The organism is Xylophilus sp. ASV27, from assembly GCF_016428875.1.
Taxonomy (GTDB): Bacteria; Pseudomonadota; Gammaproteobacteria; order Burkholderiales; family Burkholderiaceae_C; genus Xylophilus.
The window spans coordinates 22,040-37,211 of sequence record NZ_JAELTO010000038.1; the positions used below are offsets into that span (position 1 = coordinate 22,040).

The 15,172-nt window shown below is 67.3% G+C and carries 14 protein-coding genes, 1 tRNA gene and 1 pseudogene; 7 read left to right on the top strand and 9 right to left on the bottom strand.

Going from position 1 to position 15,172, the window contains the following annotated elements:
* The first annotated feature begins 77 nt into the window (after window positions 1-77).
* The 3 genes from JHD63_RS10200 to JHD63_RS10210 all read left to right on the top strand — a co-directional run bounded on the left by JHD63_RS10200 (window position 78) and on the right by JHD63_RS10210 (window position 1,353).
* On the top strand, window positions 78-689 hold the full coding sequence (locus JHD63_RS10200) for a glutathione S-transferase N-terminal domain-containing protein (protein ID WP_198970634.1): 612 nt from the start codon (window positions 78-80) through the stop codon (window positions 687-689).
* A 12-nt stretch (window positions 690-701) separates the two neighbouring features.
* Window positions 702-1,238 (top strand): ClpXP protease specificity-enhancing factor, encoded by a 537-nt coding sequence (locus JHD63_RS10205; RefSeq protein ID WP_198970635.1) that lies wholly within the window; start codon window positions 702-704, stop codon window positions 1,236-1,238.
* 39 nt (window positions 1,239-1,277) lie between these two features.
* Window positions 1,278-1,353: transfer RNA gene (locus tag JHD63_RS10210), tRNA-Thr, on the top strand.
* A 44-nt stretch (window positions 1,354-1,397) separates the two neighbouring features.
* Here JHD63_RS10210 and JHD63_RS10215 read toward each other — a convergent pair.
* The gene (locus tag JHD63_RS10215) at window positions 1,398-1,706 is read right to left on the bottom strand and encodes a DciA family protein (RefSeq protein ID WP_198970636.1); all 309 of its coding nucleotides are present in this window, start codon (window positions 1,704-1,706) and stop codon (window positions 1,398-1,400) included.
* Between the two features lie 228 nt (window positions 1,707-1,934).
* Between JHD63_RS10215 and secA the strand changes: the two genes are divergently transcribed.
* From secA to JHD63_RS10235, 4 genes are all read left to right on the top strand, one after another.
* Window positions 1,935-4,709 carry a preprotein translocase subunit SecA gene (secA, locus tag JHD63_RS10220; protein WP_198970637.1) on the top strand — a complete coding sequence of 925 codons (2,775 nt, stop codon included), beginning with the start codon at window positions 1,935-1,937 and terminating at the stop codon, window positions 4,707-4,709.
* Between the two features lie 171 nt (window positions 4,710-4,880).
* Window positions 4,881-6,110 (top strand): bifunctional glutamate N-acetyltransferase/amino-acid acetyltransferase ArgJ, encoded by a 1,230-nt coding sequence (argJ, locus tag JHD63_RS10225; RefSeq protein WP_198970638.1) that lies wholly within the window; start codon window positions 4,881-4,883, stop codon window positions 6,108-6,110.
* A 106-nt stretch (window positions 6,111-6,216) separates the two neighbouring features.
* Window positions 6,217-7,089, top strand: a complete 873-nt coding sequence (locus tag JHD63_RS10230) for an ATP-binding protein (RefSeq protein WP_198970639.1) — start codon at window positions 6,217-6,219, stop codon at window positions 7,087-7,089.
* The gene (locus JHD63_RS10235; RefSeq protein ID WP_198970640.1) at window positions 7,082-7,519 is read left to right on the top strand and encodes an NUDIX domain-containing protein; all 438 of its coding nucleotides are present in this window, start codon (window positions 7,082-7,084) and stop codon (window positions 7,517-7,519) included. The genes JHD63_RS10230 and JHD63_RS10235 overlap by 8 nt, the downstream gene beginning before the upstream one ends.
* Window positions 7,520-7,602: 83 nt before the next feature.
* Here JHD63_RS10235 and JHD63_RS10240 read toward each other — a convergent pair whose 3' ends face one another.
* The 8 genes and pseudogenes from JHD63_RS10240 to JHD63_RS10275 all read right to left on the bottom strand — a co-directional run.
* The gene (locus JHD63_RS10240; RefSeq protein WP_198970641.1) at window positions 7,603-7,830 is read right to left on the bottom strand and encodes a DNA gyrase inhibitor YacG; all 228 of its coding nucleotides are present in this window, start codon (window positions 7,828-7,830) and stop codon (window positions 7,603-7,605) included.
* Between the two features lie 54 nt (window positions 7,831-7,884).
* Window positions 7,885-8,640, bottom strand: coding sequence for a cell division protein ZapD (gene zapD, locus JHD63_RS10245; protein ID WP_198970642.1), 756 nt, complete (start codon window positions 8,638-8,640; stop codon window positions 7,885-7,887).
* A gap of 8 nt (window positions 8,641-8,648) precedes the next feature.
* Window positions 8,649-9,248: a dephospho-CoA kinase gene (gene coaE, locus JHD63_RS10250; RefSeq protein ID WP_370590465.1), complete on the bottom strand. Its 600-nt coding sequence runs from the start codon at window positions 9,246-9,248 to the stop codon at window positions 8,649-8,651.
* A 5-nt stretch (window positions 9,249-9,253) separates the two neighbouring features.
* Complete coding sequence (locus tag JHD63_RS10255; RefSeq protein ID WP_198970644.1) at window positions 9,254-10,108, bottom strand: prepilin peptidase; 855 nt, start codon at window positions 10,106-10,108, stop codon at window positions 9,254-9,256.
* Window positions 10,108-11,325 carry a type II secretion system F family protein gene (locus tag JHD63_RS10260; RefSeq protein ID WP_198970645.1) on the bottom strand — a complete coding sequence of 406 codons (1,218 nt, stop codon included), beginning with the start codon at window positions 11,323-11,325 and terminating at the stop codon, window positions 10,108-10,110. Before JHD63_RS10260 ends, JHD63_RS10255 begins: the two co-directional genes overlap by 1 nt.
* A gap of 34 nt (window positions 11,326-11,359) precedes the next feature.
* Window positions 11,360-13,090, bottom strand: a complete 1,731-nt coding sequence (gene pilB, locus JHD63_RS10265) for a type IV-A pilus assembly ATPase PilB (RefSeq protein ID WP_198970646.1) — start codon at window positions 13,088-13,090, stop codon at window positions 11,360-11,362.
* Between the two features lie 403 nt (window positions 13,091-13,493).
* A pseudogene (locus JHD63_RS10270) lies at window positions 13,494-14,093 on the bottom strand (sulfatase-like hydrolase/transferase); the annotation flags it as partial.
* Window positions 14,094-14,798: 705 nt separating this feature from the next.
* The coding region (locus JHD63_RS10275; protein WP_198970648.1) for a transposase at window positions 14,799-15,172 on the bottom strand (374 nt) is incomplete at its 5' end.

A 15,172-nucleotide genomic window follows, 5' to 3' on the forward strand; every position in this document is an offset into this window, starting at 1 on the left:
TTGCCCCGCGCGTTGGCATTTTCTGGAGTGGGAGCGCAGGACGTGCCCACTCCTTCGATTTCTAGGAGCCTTCCACCATGATGGTGCTTTACTCGGGAACCACCTGCCCCTTCTCCCACCGCTGCCGCTTCGTGCTGTTCGAAAAAGGGATGGACTTCGAGATCCGCGACGTGGACCTCTACAACAAGCCCGAAGACATCAGCGTGATGAACCCCTACGGCCAGGTGCCGATCCTGGTCGAGCGCGACCTGATCCTGTACGAGTCGAACATCATCAACGAGTACATCGACGAGCGCTTCCCGCATCCTCAGCTGATGCCCGGCGACCCGGTCGACCGCGCCCGCGTGCGCCTGTTCCTGCTCAATTTCGAGAAGGAGCTGTTCGTGCACGTCAACGTGCTCGAATCGCGCGCCACCAAGGGCAACGAGAAGGCGCTGGAGAAGGCGCGCGCGCACATCCGCGACCGCCTGACGCAACTCGCGCCGGTGTTCCTCAAGAACAAGTACATGCTGGGGGAAAACTTCTCGATGCTCGACGTCGCCATTGCGCCGCTGCTCTGGCGCCTGGACTACTACGGGATCGACCTCAGCAAGAACGCCGCTCCGCTGCTGAAGTATGCCGAGCGCATCTTCTCGCGCCCTGCCTACATCGAGGCGCTGACGCCGTCCGAGAAGGTGATGCGCAAGTAGGAGGGCTTTGCAATGAACGCCCTGGAATCGACTTCGACCCGGCCCTACCTGATCCGCGCGCTCTACGAGTGGTGCACCGACAACGGGCTGACGCCCTATGTCGCCGTGCGCGTGGACGAGGCGGTCCAGGTCCCGCGCGAGTACGTGAAGAACGGCGAGATCGTGCTCAACATCAGCTACGACGCCACCAGCGGATTGCAGCTGGGCAATGATTTCATCGAGTTCAAGGCCCGCTTCGCCGGCACCTCGCGCGAGATCATGGTGCCGGTGAGCCGCGTCATGGCGATCTATGCGCGGGAGAACGGCCAGGGCATGGCCTTCCCCATGACGACCGATCTCGAGCCGACCGATGTGGCGCCGCCGGCGCCCTCCACGCGGTCCGAGGACGCCGTGCCTGCCGCGGAGAGCGAGCAGCGGGTGGTGCAGCTCGTGGCGGTCGATGAGCCGCAGGAGCCCGCTGCCGCGCCCGAAGGCGGCGGCCCCAAGGACGAGCCGCCGCGTCCACCCCCGAGCGGCGGCCCGCGCCCCTCGCTCAAGCGCGTGAAGTAGCCCGGGCACTCCCAGGCCCTTCGCTAGAATGCCGGTTCCGCCGATTTAGCTCAGTTGGTAGAGCAACCGCCTTGTAAGCGGTAGGTCATCAGTTCGAATCCGATAATCGGCACCATACCCGGGCCCGGACGCATGCATGCGTCCGGGCTTTGTTGTTTGTCAGGCGCGCCGGCCCTGCACCTTGAGCCGAATCGTCTGCACGGCCCAGCCCTTGCTGCGCAGGTGGGCCATGAGGGCCGGCAGCAACTGCCGCAGCTTGGCGGCGGCGGAGCTGCTGTCCACCAGCAGGCACCAGTTCTCGCCATCGATCGGGCCCGGCTTCACCGTCGCGCGCAGGCCGGGCGGCAGCAGCGGCTCGATCTGCCGCAGGCGCTCGCCCGAGTCGCGCGCCAACTCGGTCAGGCGCGCCAGGGTTGGGGCTTCGCGCGCGGCCTGCAGCAGGGGAATGGCGTGGTGGCGTCGGTGCATTCAGGAGTGGATGGAGGCTGTTCGCCAGCGGAGAAGCCGGCGTGTCCGGCGCCGATTATCGGGCTCGCGTCCCGGGCGGGTGCCGGACGCTAAAATCCGGGGTTTGGTCGACGCGGCGGCGCGCTGCACAGCTCTTGCGTGCAGCGCGCTTCCGGATTCCACTTCACAACTCCTGAGGATGGATCGCCCTGCACGTACTGAACGTGGCGGTGGGGCGCTCCCGCATGCATGGCTACCAACTTTCTCACCAAACTCTTCGGCAGCCGCAACGACCGCCTGCTCAAGCAGTACCGCGCCGTCGTGGCCCGCATCAACGCCCTGGAGCCCGAGTTGGAGAAGCTCGACGACGCCCGGCTCCGTGCCAAGACCGACGAGTTCCGGCAGCGCGTGGCCGGCGGCGAGTCGCTCGACAAGCTGCTGCCGGAGGCCTTTGCCGTGGTGCGCGAGGGTTCCAAGCGGGTCATGAAGATGCGCCACTTCGACGTGCAACTGCTCGGCGGCATGGCCCTGCACAACGGCAAGATCGCCGAAATGCGCACCGGCGAAGGCAAGACCCTGACCGCGACGCTGCCGGTCTACCTCAATGCGCTGACCGGCAAGGGCGTGCACGTGGTGACGGTCAATGACTACCTCGCGCAGCGCGACGCCGAATGGATGGCGCGGCTCTACAACTTCCTGGGCCTGACCGTGGGCATCAACCTGCCCAACCTGCCGCGCGAGGAGAAGCAGGCCGCCTACGGCTCCGACATCACCTACGGCACCAACAACGAGTACGGCTTCGACTACCTGCGCGACAACATGGTCTACGAGGTGGGCGACCGCGTGCAGCGCGGGCTGCACTACGCCATCGTCGACGAGGTGGACTCGATCCTGATCGACGAGGCGCGCACCCCGCTGATCATCAGCGGCCAGGCCGAGGACCACACGGCCACCTACGTGGCGATGAACCGCGTGGTGCCGCTGCTGGTGCGCCAGGAGGGCGAGGCCGACCCGCGCACCGGCGAGGGCGTGACCAAGCCCGGCGACTTCACCATCGACGAGAAGAGCCGCCAGGTGTTCCTGACCGAGCAGGGCCATGAAAGCGCCGAGCGCATCCTGGTGGCGCAGGGCCTGCTGCCGGAGGGGGCCTCGCTGTACGACCCGGCCAACATCTCGCTGATGCACCACCTGTACGCTGCGCTGCGCGCGGCGCATCTGTACCACCGCGACCAGCACTACGTGGTGCAGAACGGCGAGATCGTCATCGTCGACGAATTCACCGGCCGCCTCATGGCCGGGCGCCGCTGGAGCGAAGGCCTGCACCAGGCCGTCGAAGCCAAGGAGGGCGTGGAGATCCAGGCCGAGAACCAGACCCTGGCCTCGATCACCTTCCAGAACTATTTCCGCCTGTACGGCAAGCTCGCGGGCATGACCGGCACGGCCGATACCGAGGCCTACGAGTTCCAGGAGATCTACGGCCTGGAAACCATCGTCATCCCGCCCAACCGGCCCAGCAGGCGTACCGACCAGCTCGACCGCGTCTACAAGACCACCAAGGAAAAGTACGAGGCGGCGATCCAGGACATCCGCGATTGCCATGAGCGCGGCCAGCCGGTGCTGGTGGGCACCACCTCCATCGAGAACTCCGAAATCATCGCCCAGCTGCTTGAGCGCGAGAAGCTGCCGCACCAGGTGCTCAACGCCAAGCAGCACGCGCGCGAGGCCGACATCGTCGCCCAGGCCGGCCGGCCCAGGATGATCACCATCGCCACCAACATGGCGGGCCGCGGCACCGACATCGTGCTGGGCGGCAGCCTGGAGAAGATGGTGCAGGCGATCGAGGCGGACGAGTCCCTGGACGAGGCCGCGAAGCAGCAGCGCATCGCCGATACGCGCGCGCAGTGGGAGAAGGACCATGCCTTCGTCACCGCCCAGGGCGGCCTGCGCATCATCGCCACCGAGCGCCATGAATCGCGCCGCATCGACAACCAGCTGCGCGGCCGTTCGGGCCGCCAGGGCGACCCGGGGTCTTCGCGCTTCTACCTGAGCCTGGACGATTCGCTGATGCGCATCTTTGCAGGCGACCGGGTCAAGGCCATCATGGAACGCCTGAAGATGCCCGAGGGCGAGGCGATCGAGGCCGGCATCGTCACCCGCAGCATCGAGAGCGCGCAGCGCAAGGTCGAGGCGCGCAACTTCGACGTGCGCAAGCAGTTGCTGGAGTACGACGACGTCTCCAACGACCAGCGCAAGGTCATCTACCAGCAGCGCAACGAGATCCTCGACGCCCAGGACCTCACGCCGCAGATCAACGGCCTGCGCCAGAGCACCTTCACCGACCTGGTGCGCCGGTACGTGCCGGCCGAGTCGGTCGAGGAGCAGTGGGACCTGCCGGCGCTGGAGAAGGCCCTGGCCGAGGAATGGCAGTTGCCGATGTCCCTGGCCGCCGAAGTCGAGGCCTCCAGCGCCATCACCGACGAGGACATCCTGAACAAGGTGCTCGCGGCGGCCGATGCCGCGTTCGAAGCCAAGGTGGCAGTGGTCGGCGGCGAGCAGTTCACGCAGTTCGAGCGCGTGGTGCTGCTGCAGAGTATCGACTCGCACTGGCGCGAGCACCTGGCGGCGCTCGACTACCTGCGCCAGGGCATCCACCTGCGCGGCTATGCGCAGAAGCAGCCCAAGCAGGAATACAAGCGCGAGGCCTTCGAACTGTTCGGCCAACTGCTCGACGCGGTCAAGGCCGAGGTCACGCGCGTGCTGATGACGGTGCAGATCCAGTCGCGCGAGCAGGTGGGCGAAGCGGCCGAGGCGATGGAGAGCCGCGCCGAGGCGATCTCCAACGTGTCCTACCAGGCACCGACGGAGACCGGCGAGGTCGAGGTCGTGTCGGCGGGCGGCAGCCGGGCGCCCCTGGCCGCTGCCGCCGCACTGGCGGCCGGCGAGATGCCGCGGGTCGGCCGCAACGATCCCTGCCCCTGCGGCAGCGGCAAGAAGTTCAAGAACTGCCACGGCCAGTTGACGTGAGGCAGGTCCCCAGGCTTGGCGCACGGCGTGTCGCCATGTCAACCTCCTTGCGGAGGCAGCACCCGCGGCCAGGCAAAGCCGGTTCCGCGGTGTTTCCCGAACGGGCCCGCTTAGCCGGCCTGCACCCTTGAATCCGATGCCGACCGACCCGGCAGAGAAAACGCAAACACCATGCCCGTGAATCTTTCCGCTCCTGACGCCAGCGCCCTGCATGCCATCGACGGCGTGCGCATCGGAGTTGCGGAGGCCGGCATCCGCAAGGCCCACCGCAAGGACCTGACCGTGTTCCTGCTCGACGAGGGCGCGAGCGTGGCCGGCGTGTTCACCCAGAACCGCTTCTGCGCCGCGCCGGTGCAGGTCTGCCGCGAGCACCTGCAGGGCGGCGCGGGCATCCGCGCCATGGTGATCAACACCGGCAATGCCAACGCCGGCACCGGCGCGGACGGCCTGGCGCGCGCGCACGCCACCTGCGCGGCAGCGGCGCGCCTGCTGGGCGTGGCGCCGGAGCAGGTGCTGCCGTTTTCCACCGGCGTCATCATGGAGCCGTTGCCGGTGGAGCGCATCGAGGCCGGCCTGCCCGCCGCGATCGCCGACGCGCAGCCCGCGCACTGGGCGCGTGCGGCCGAAGGCATCATGACCACCGACACCGTGCCCAAGGCCTTCAGCGCGCAGGCGACGGTGGGCGGCGCGACGGTGACCGTCACCGGCATCAGCAAGGGCGCCGGCATGATCCGCCCGAACATGGCCACCATGCTGGGCTTCCTGGCCACCGACGCCAAGGTGGCGCCGGCGGCGCTGCAGCACTTGGCCAGGCGGCTGGCCGAGGGCTCTTTCAACCGCGTCACCATCGACGGCGATACCTCCACCAACGACTCCTTCATCGTCGTGGCGACGCACAAGGCGGGCCACGCCCCGATCGAGTCGCTCGACAGCGCCGAGGGCCGGGCCCTGGAGGCCGCCATGCTCGGCGTGGCGCGGCAACTGGCGCAGGCCATCGTGCGCGATGGCGAGGGCGCGACCAAGTTCATCACCGTGCGCGTCGAAGGCGGCAAGACCGGCGACGAATGCCGCCAGGTGGCCTATGCCATCGCCCATTCGCCGCTGGTGAAGACCGCCTTCTACGCGAGCGACCCGAACCTGGGCCGCATCCTGGCGGCGGTCGGCTACGCCGGCATCGCCGACCTGGAGCAGAGCGGCATCGAACTGTACCTGGACGACGTGCACGTGGCCACGCGGGGCGGCCGCCATCCCGCGTACCGCGAGGAGGATGGCCAGCGCGTGATGAAGCAGAGCGAAATCACGGTGCGCGTCGGCCTGGGGCGCGGCGATGCGGCCGACACGGTCTGGACCTGCGATTTCAGCCACGACTACGTCAGCATCAACGCCGATTACCGGTCGTGACTCTCCCCCAGGCTTCGCACTGCGTGTCTTCGCCAACCCCCTTCCGGTGCCCTGGAATGAAGACAGAGACTCCGTGAATGCCATTGCGCTCTGATGGAGACTGAGCTTGAACGAGAAATTCGAACACCTGATGGCGCATGCCGAGCGCCTGCTGACCCGGCTGGAAGCGGTGCTGCCGCAAGCCTTGTCCGAGCCCGAATGGGGCGCGGCCATTGCGTGGCGCTATCGCAAGCGCGGCAACGGCCTGGCGCGGCTGGAGCCGGTGCGCCACGTGGCGGTGCTGGCGCTGGAGGAGCTGCGCGAGATCGACACCCAGAAGGAGAGGATCGAGCGCAACACGCGCCAGTTCGTAGAGGGGCGCCCGGCCAACAACGTGCTGCTCACGGGCGCGCGCGGCACCGGCAAGTCCTCGCTGATCAAGGCCTGCCTCAATGCGTTCGCGCCCCAGGGCCTGCGCCTGATCGAGGTCGACAAGGCCGACCTGACCGACCTGCCGGACATCGTGGACATCGTCTCCGGGCGGCCCGAGAAGTTCGTCGTCTTCTGCGACGACCTGAGCTTCGAGGACGGCGAGCCGGGCTACAAGGCGATGAAGTCCATCCTCGACGGCTCGGTGGCGGCCGCCACGCCGAACGTGCTGATCTATGCGACCAGCAATCGGCGCCACCTGCTGCCCGAGCACATGAAGGACAACCTCAGCTACACCACGTCGGACGACGGGGAGATCCATCCGGGCGAGGTGGTGGAGGAGAAGATCTCGCTGTCCGAACGCTTCGGCCTCTGGGTCAGCTTCTATCCGTTCACCCAGGACGAGTACCTGAGCATCACCGGCCAGTGGCTGCGCCACTTCGGCGTATCGGAGGCCGCGATCGCGGCGGCCCGGCCGGAAGCCCTGGTATGGGCGCTGGAGCGCGGTTCGCGCAGTGGCCGCGTCGCCTACCAGTTCGCGCGCGACTATGCGGGGCGGCACGATGGCTGAGGCCGACGACGCCCCGCGCGCCCACACCGAGGTCGCGGTCGGCATCCTGCTGCGCCCGGATGGCGCCATGCTGCTGAGCAGCCGTCCGGCGGGCAAGCCCTATGCCGGCTACTGGGAGTTTCCCGGCGGCAAGCTCGAGGCGGGCGAGACGGTGGAGCAGGCCCTGCGCCGCGAACTGATCGAGGAACTGGGCATCACCATCGGCCCGGCCGAGGTCTGGAAGGTGACCGAGCACGACTATCCCCACGCGCTGGTGCGGCTGCACTGGTGCCGCGTCCATGCGTGGCAGGGCGAGTTCGAGATGCGCGAGGGCCAGCAGATGTCCTGGGAGCACCTGCCCTTGCGGGTGGCGCCGGTGCTGCCGGGCGCCTATCCGGTGCTGGCCTGGATGGCGGAAGAACGTGGGTTCAGCGGGCCGACGCATCGCTGATGCATAGCGCTTTTTGCTATTAAAATAATAGCTATAAGCCCAGGTACTATCTGGGCTTCAGCGTTATTCCGTTCAAAAAGCGGCTACTGCAGGCGCGGATCGCCGTACGGCCCGTCCTCGGGCGGCGCCTCGTTCGGCACGCGGAACGCCTCGCTGGCCCAGGCGCCGAAGTCCACGCCCTTGCAGCGCGCACTGCAGAAAGGGCGGAACGGGTTGCGCGGCGCGTAGACGCTGTCGCCCCGACACTGCGGGCAGGACACCACGCGCTCGCCGGGCCGGGCCTGTGCGTATACCGTCGGATCGTGGTCCATGCGCTGTCCCATCTCAGTCCTGAAGAGGGCGGCCGGTCCTGGGGCGACGCCGGCTCATGAACACAGCGTCAATTCGAAGCCGGCGTCCTCGTTGGAGGCGCGCAGCCGGCCATCGGCCTCGTGGCGCATCAGGCGGACCGACACCATCAGCCGGTTGCCGCTGATCTCGGGCACCAAGCCGGTGGCAGGGTCCAGGCGCAGGCGCAGCAACTGGAAGCTGCGGCCCTGCGGCAGGGTCTGCTGGAACTGGCCGTGCTGGGCCATGACCTTCTGCGGCAGGCCCGAGTCGCGCAGCAGCTTGAGCAGCAGGTAGACCGACTCGGCCAGCGGCGCGAGCGTGGAGGCCCAGCCGCCGATCTCGGCGCTGCGCTCGGCAGCGCCGCGGTGCTGCCAGGCGTAGTAGGCCGGCAGGTCGAAGCCGCAGGTGCCGCCCGGTATGCCGATGCGGCTGCGGATGCTCATCAGGAAGTCGTTCTCGGTGAGCGCCAGGCCGGCTTTGCCGTTCTGGTGGTTCAGCGACTCGAAGCAACGGTCGATCTGGGCGATGACCTCGTCCAGCACGCCCTCGGCAATCGACGGATTGCCGCGGTAAGCATCGAGCTGGTGCTTCTGCTTTTCCAGATCCTTCATCACGTCGGACTTGAGGTCGGCGCGGGCCGCGACGTCCATGATCTCGAACATGGAGGCGAGCGCATAGTGGTGGTCCAGCGGGTGCTCGCGGGGGACCAGTTCGCCAAGGCGGCGGAACAGTTGTTCGAGCCGCAGGTAGGTCCGGATGCGTTCGTTGAAGGGATATTCGTAAAGAATCACGCCGGCCATCATAGTCCCAAGTAGGTGGCGGCCAAGTCCACCGTGGCCGCCAGTTCGGGCAGGGTGCAGGCGTCGTTGTAGAGCACCAGATCGGCTGCGCGCCGGCGTTGCAGCCGGCTGGCCTGCGCCGCGATCACCTGGCGCACGGCGTCCTCGTCCATGCCGCTGCGCGCCATGACGCGCGCTATCTGCGTCTCCGTGCGGCAGTCCACCACCAGCACCCGGTCGACCTGGGCCGCCCAGCGGCCGGACTCCACCAGCAGCGGTACGTCGTGCACCACCCAGCGCACGCCCGCGCGGCGCGCCTTCTCCGTCAGAGCTTCGGTTGCCTGTCTTACCAGTGGATGCACGATCGCCTCCAGCCGCAGCCGGGCCTGCGCGTCGGAGAACGCGAGGGCGCGCATGCGGGCGCGGTCCAGCGCGCCGTCCTGCTGCACGAAGTCCGCGCCGAAGGCTTCGATGATGCGTGGGATCGCCGCGCCGCCGGGCGCGGTGCTCGCGCGCGACAGGGCGTCGGCATCGATCACCACCGCGCCGCGCCGGGCCAGCAGCGCGGCCACCGTGCTCTTGCCACTGCCGATGCCGCCGGTCAGGCCGAGCTTGCGCATGGGCATCAGAAGCCGATGAGGCGCAGCGCCCACTCCGGCCCGAAGGCCATGCCGCCAAGGCCGGCTGCGGCGAGGAACGGGCCGAAAGGCACGTAGCCGCCTTCGCGCAGGCTGCTGCGCAGCTTCATGGCGATGCCGACGACGGCCCCGATCACGGAGGCGACCAGGATCAGCGGCACCAGCGCCTGCCAGCCGAACCAGGCGCCGAGCGCGGCGAACAGCTTGAAGTCGCCGTAGCCCATGCCCTCCTTGCCGGTCAGCAGCTTGAAGGCCCAGTAGATGATCCAGAGCGACAGGTAGCCGGCCACCGCGCCCCACACGGCGCTGGCCAGCGGCACGCCGGTCCAGGCCGGTACGGCGGCGATCAGGCCGCCCCAGAGCAGGGGCAGGGTGATGTCGTCCGGCAGCAGCGTGGTGTCCCAGTCGATCAGCGCCAGCGCCAGAACCGCCGCGGAGAAGGCGCACCAGGCGCCCGCCGTGGGGGTCACGCCCCAGCGCCAGATGCAGAAGGCAAACAGCGCTGCGCTCGCCAGTTCCACGAGCGGGTAGCGCGGGCTGATCGGGGCCTTGCAGGCCGAGCAGCGGCCGCGCAGCGCCAGCCAGCTCAGCACCGGCAGGTTCTCGTACCAGCGGATGCCGTGGCCGCATGACGGGCAGCGCGAGCGCGGCGCCACGAGGTTGAAGGACTCCCCGGCCGGCGCCACCGGGGCGTCGTCGCCGGCCGCCATGGACGCGCATTCGGCCGCCCACTGGCGCTCCAGCATGAGCGGCAGGCGGTGGATGACCACGTTCAGGAAGCTGCCGACCAGCAGGCCCAGCAGGCCGGCCAGCGCGGCGTCGATCTCGGGCGACAGTCCCATCAGACGACCTGGCCGAGCTTGAAGATGGGCAGGTACATCGACACCACGATGCCCCCGATCAGCGTGCCGAGGAACACGATGATGATCGGCTCCATCAGGCTGGAGAGCCCCTTGACCATCTCGTCCACCTCGTCTTCATAGAAATCCGCCGCCTTGCCCAGCATGTGGTCGATGGAGCCCGACTCCTCGCCGATGGCGCACATCTGGATCACCATGGGGGGAAAGATGCTGGCGTTGCCCATGGCCACCGTGAGGCTGGTGCCGGTGGAGACCTCCTGCTGGATGCGCTCCGTCGCGAGCGCATAGACCGAGTTGCCCGAAGCGCCGCCCACCGAGTCCAGGGCCTCGACCAGCGGCACGCCTGCGGCAAACATGGTCGAGAGCGTGCGTGTCCAGCGCGCCACGCAGGACTTCTCTATCAGCTTGCCGAAGACCGGCACCTTCAGCAGCAGCCGGTCCATGGTGCGCTGCATCTTCTCGTTGCGCCGCCAGGCCTGGAAGAAGAAATACACGCCGCCGAACAGCGCGCCGAAGATCAGCCACCAGTAGGACACGAAGAACTCGCTGACGGCGATCACGAACAGGGTGGGCGCCGGCAGGTCGGCGCCGAAGGAGGTGAACACCTCCTTGAAGGCCGGGATCACGAAGATCATGATCACCGCGACCACCACGAAGGCCACGACCAGCACGGCGGTCGGGTACATAAGGGCCGACCGGATCTTGGACTTGATCGCCTCGGTCTTCTCCATGTAGGTGGCCAGCCGGTCCAGCAGAGCCTCCAGGATACCGGCCGCCTCGCCGGCCTCCACCAGGTTGCAGTACAGGCTGTCGAAGTACATCGGGTGCTTGCGGAAGGCGGACGAAAGCGAGCTGCCGGTTTCCACGTCGGACCGTATTTCGTTGAGCAGCCGGGTCACGCTCGCGTTGGTGTTGCCGCGGCCGACGATGTCGAAAGACTGCAGCAGGGGCACGCCGGCCTTCATCATGGTGGCGAGCTGCCGGGTGAAGATGGCGATGTCCCTGGGCCTGATCCTCTTGCCCGAGCGCAGCCGCCGCTTCCTGATCCTGGTCGGCAGCACGCCCTGGCGCCGCAGCGTGGCCTGTACCTGGTTCTCGCCGCCGGCGCGGATCTCGCCGCGCACGACCTTGCCCTGGCGGTCCTTGCCCTCCCATTCGAAGACGTGTTCCCTGATATCCCTCGACGCAGCCGTTGCCATATCGCCCCCTTGGTACCGTTTCCCGGTGCTTGTTCTACTCGTTGCTCACGGCGAGCACTTCCTCGAGCGAGGTCAGGCCCTGCTGCACCTTGCGCAGGCCCGACTCGCGCAGCGAGCGCACGCCCTCGGCGCGCGCCTGCGCCGCGATCTCGGTGGCGCTGCCGTCGCGCAGGATGATGGCCTGGATGGCTTCGGAGATCGGCATCACCTGGTAGATGCCGACCCGGCCCTTGTAACCATGGTTGCAGGCCGGGCAGCCCACGGCCCGGTAGGGCTTCCAGCTGCCGTCGATCTGTTCTTCCTGGAAGCCTGCACCCAGCAGAGCGCTGCGCGGGATGTCGGCCGGCTCCTTGCACTGGGGGCACAGCCGGCGCGCCAGGCGCTGCGCGGTGATCAGGATCACGCTGGAGGCGATATTGAAGGGCGCGATGCCCATGTTGCGCATGCGCGTCAGCGTGGTCGGGGCGTCGTTGGTGTGCAGCGTGGACAGCACCAGGTGGCCGGTCTGCGCGGCCTTGATCGAGATGTCGGCGGTTTCCAGGTCGCGGATTTCGCCGACCATGATGATGTCAGGATCCTGCCGCAGGAAGGACCTGAGGGCCACGGCAAAGGTCAGCCCGGCCTTCTCGTTCACGTTGACCTGGTTGACGCCGGGCAGGTTGATTTCCGACGGGTCTTCTGCCGTGGCGATGTTCACCCCCGGCTGGTTCAGCAGGTTCAGGCAGGTGTAGAGCGAGACGGTCTTGCCCGAGCCGGTCGGCCCGGTCACCAGCACCATGCCGTAGGGCCGGCCGATGGCGTGCATCAGCCGCTCCTTTTCTTCGGGCTCGTAGCCCAGCGCATCGATGCCGAGCTTGGCACTGCTCGGGTCCAGGATACGGATCACGATCTTCTCGCCGAACAGCGTGGGCAGCGTGCTGACACGCAAGTCGATCACCCGGTCCGGCCCGACCTTGAGCTTCATGCGGCCGTCCTGCGGCACGCGCTTTTCGGATATGTCCAGCCGCGAGATCACCTTGATGCGCGAGGCCAGCTTGTCCTTGATGGCGATCGGGGGCGAGGCATGCTCGCGCAGTTCGCCGTCGATGCGGAAGCGCACCCGGTAGTTGTGCTCGTAAGGCTCGAAATGCAGGTCCGATGCGCGCATGTGAAAGGCTTCGAGCAGCATCTTCTGCAGGAACTTTACGATCGGCGCGTCTTCCACCTTGGCGTTGCGGGTATCGGCGGCCGATACGTCCTGCTGCGCCTCCGCGTCAAACTGGAACTCCGTGCCCAGCAAGCTATCGAGCGTGTCGGCCGCGCTCGGCGACTGGGACTCGACCAGCCTGGAGAGCTTGTCGTACTCGACGATCACCCAGTCCACGCCCAGCTGGGTCGAGATCTTGATCTTCTCCACCACCTCCTGGTCGGTGGGGTCGGCCGTGGCGACGATCAGGCGGTTGCCGCATTTGCGCAGGACCAATATGCGGTAGGACTGGCAGATCTTGGGTTCCAATAGCTCGCGCGGCAGGCGCATCGGATCGACCGCCGCCAGATCCAGCAGGGGCGCGCCGAACGCCGTGGACATGGTGCGTGCCAACTCGGACGGCGATACCGCGCCCGAGCCCGTGAGTTCGGCAATGAAGCTGGTGCGCGCCGTCTGCGAGCGGCGGTACAGTTCCTCCGCGCGTTTCTGCTCCAGCATGCCGGCGGCGACCAATGTCTTGCCGAGACCCGGCAGGGCGAAGGTGGAGGAGTTCTTGGAGAGGAGGTCGACGGCAGCCATTCGATCCGGAGGAGCAATGGTAAATAAATGCATCCTACCATCGCATCCGCTAGGCCCCGTGCAGGCCCGGACGCCAGTAGCTGCTCGCTTCGCCTGACAGCCTGCTGGATCAGGATCGGTTCGTTCCGGCCAGGGACCGCAGCGTGTCCTGTGCTGCACGCATCCCGGAGATGCCAGGCCCCGCGCACGCTCGCACGGTAGTCAAACAGGGTGTGCCGCCGGCGAGGTGCAAGCGCCCGCCGATCGGCCGGGCCGGCGCCTCGCAGTGGCTGGGAATGTTGCCCACGATGGGGACCCATGAGGCTCGCGCCAGAAATCGCCGCCTCTTGCCGCCCATCCGTCCCTCCATGTCCTGCTCATGGCGGGTTGATCCGCGTCATGTCCCCCCCGTGCTGCCGCCAGTTTACGCGGAGGCCTCTGGATAGGGGCTGGTGTCGGCCTGTTCCAGCATGGCGCGCGCCAGTTGCAGCCCGAGTTCGGCGCGCAGGCCGCGCGCCTGCGGCAGATGCCAGAGGTTGCGCAACTCGTCCGGGTCCTCGGCGAGTTCATAGCACTCGCCCCAGGTCTCGCCGTCGTAGAGCGTGAGCCGGTGCTGTGCCGTCAGCAGGGTGCGCATCCGCACCCGCCGTGCCAGGCCGAAGTCGCGGCGCTGTCCCTCTTCCTCGATCACTAGGTGCGTGCGCCGCGCCGGCGCGGGCGTGTTCCGGATGCTGGGCAGCAGGGACTGTCCATGTGCGCCGTTGGCCGGCGCGAGCCCGGCCCGCTCCAGCACCGTGACGCCGATGTCGGTGGTCTGGGCCAGGTCCGCAGAACGCAGCGCGCTGCGCTGGCCGGCAGTGTCGCGCCATACGAAGGGCACGCGCGTCAGCGCCCGGTAGTGCAGGCCACCCTTGAGCAGCAGCCCGCGATCCCCCAGCAGATCGCCGTGGTCGCTGGTGAAGAGCACGATGGTGTTGTCGTCCAGCCCCAGTGCGCGCAGTTGCGTCAGCACCCGGCCGATCGCGTCGTCGACGCAGGCTCAGATTGGTGATGCTGAAGTGGCGGGGGATCAGGTGCGCGTACTTCGCGTTGGTGGCGCAAGTGCGGATCGTGGTGGCAGTCTTTCCAATGAGGGCGGACAGCTGCTCGATGAAAATGATCTTGGGCAAGTCGCCCGAGCTTGCAATCGTCGGTACGGTTGGAGTGTCGGACGTGCCGGCGAATCCGCTGGCAGGGGCGAATGCAGTCGGCTTCGGCGCATCAAGCCGCTTGGCTTGCCGAGCATGAAATTGCTGGTCGCGCTGGCTGGCGACAGAGAGTGAAGTTGGAATGAAGGCCTCACAAGCGAACGCGCTTGGCGAGAGCCGGTGCTGTTGATGCGGCGGTTCGTGCTTATGGGTTTGCCAGGCTCGCACGAACCTCGATTGCCGCACCTCACGGTGCTTTTGTTCACTGAGGCTTCATGTAGGGGCGATTGCGCATGCAACCCCGAACACTTCCACCCTGGCGTTTTACCGCCGAGCGTTGATTGCTCTCTTGGTTCGGCTATCTCTCGTTCCCCGAACCTCACCTGCCTCTCGCGCCTTGGGCTACACAGCGTTCTTGTAAGGCGCTAGACAGGTGCGCTGTTGCGTTCACCCATGAACAACAGTATGGATAAATCGACAGGGCTGGTCAAGACAGAAGCACGGCCGTCGACCCTTCACGACAACCCTGAGACTTAGAGCGGCTAACAAAACAAAGGGAGGTTGCGAGCACAGATGACACAACAAGCCAGGGAAAGCAGCGCGACATGAATGTCGATGCGGCGCTCGAAGCGGGTTCGCAGCTTGCCAAACGCGGCCAGCCAAGCATGGGTACGCTCGACCACCCACCGATGGCGCCCGAGCCTGTCATTGCGCTCGATGCCTTTGCGAGCAATACGATCCTGGATACCGCGGCGCTTGAGGTGGACGCGGCACCGGGGGTAGTCATAACCCTTGTCCGCATGCAGCTTGCCGGGCCGGCGGCGTGGCCTGCCGGGCTTGCCGCCCACGGCAGGCAGGGCATCGACCAAGTCCTCGAAGACTACCGAATCATGGCGATTGGCTCCGGTCACGCAGA